This window comes from Oscillibacter sp. CU971, assembly GCF_905219725.1.
Lineage (GTDB): Bacteria > Bacillota > Clostridia > Oscillospirales > Oscillospiraceae > Oscillibacter.
Genome location: NZ_CAJMXG010000500.1, coordinates 1 through 1,341, shown reverse-complemented (window position 1 = coordinate 1,341; position 1,341 = coordinate 1). Strand labels below are relative to the sequence as shown.

The following is a 1,341-nucleotide window of genomic DNA, read 5'->3' as shown; positions in this document are numbered from 1 at the left end:
CGCATAGCTGCGTCGCTCATTTTTCTGTATCATTCCCTCATTATACTACTTTTCCCTCTATTGGTACAGCTTCTTATGGCGTTTGGAAAAACGAGGGGGCGCAAGGCCACAGCCACACCTGCTCCGTCTGCGAGTATAAGCAGACGGTAGAGCATACCTTGGACACCAATCAGCGTTGTACGGTCTGCGGCTATTCAGCGGGAGAGGCCGCTATTGTCAGCATCGAGGGAAAGGATGACCAGACGTTTACAGAGCTTACCGATGCGTGGACCTACGCCGCCAACAACTCCAGCGCGGATCAGCCCGCCACGGTCCGGCTGATGCTCAACGCGGAGATTTCAAGCGGATTAGAAGTAAGCTCCGGTCAGAATATCATTCTGGAGATGGCGAACGGTGTAGCCCTCACCAGCAGCGGCAGAGGAATTGGGGTCATGGGCGGCGCTTTTACGCTGAATAGCGGTAAGATTTACGCCAGTGGCGGGGATGGTATATCTGTGACTAATGGTGGCACAGCCCATATCAATGGCGGCGATGTTACAGCGAAAAATTGCGGTGTTTATGCGAATGACGCCGGAACACAGGTCTCTATCAAAGGGGGCAGTTTCAGCGGCAAGTATGCCGTACAATTACAGTATTCAGCGACAGCCAAGATAGCCATTACCGGCGGCACTTTTTCCAGTACGGGTGAAAGCAGCATAGTATTTTTTGGATGTAACGCTGCTTTTGTGAATACCATGATTTCAGATGGCTATTTTGTCTACGGTCCGGACGGGAACAGTGTCAGCAGCAGCGATTTGGCCGTGCGGCTGCTGACAGGCGGCCCCTTCACGGTGCGGGCGTGCGAGCATTCCTAAGGATGGAAAGACCTACTCCATTTATGAGTTTGACCGGCTGATGAAGCAGACAGGAAACGCAGGGAGACTATCACCGTACTCANTTTTCAGCCACTCCGCCGTGTCCCGGTCACGGGTATGGCCGGTCATGTACTGCTGGACCCGACGCTTGCTGGCAATATCGCCGTTCCACTCCTGGAGGGCGGCGTCTATGTCGGCCTGGGTGATTTCTCTCGGCGGTATCGTGGCAGGAATAGGTGGTGTGGCCCCCAGTATATGAGTGGGACGTTCCATTTCCGGGGCTGATGCCGTTTGCGTCTGCTCCGGGTGCGTTTGCCGGTATTGTTCCAATTCCTCCGGGGTCAGGTATCGGCCTTCTTCAATCAACCAGTGGCACTTCATACCAANATGTCACTGCTTTCCCTTCTTCGCCGAGTGCATCTCCGGATCCCGTTTTTTCTCCGCGTTTTTTGTAGAGCTGGGTGCGCTGATCAGCGTGGCGTCTACG

General features: G+C 54.3%; 1 pseudogene. It reads left to right on the top strand.

Annotation, left to right across the window (positions count from 1 at the left end):
• Positions 1-854: pseudogene (locus tag JX325_RS16920) on the top strand (hypothetical protein); the annotation flags it as partial.
• Positions 855-1,341 lie beyond the last annotated feature (487 nt).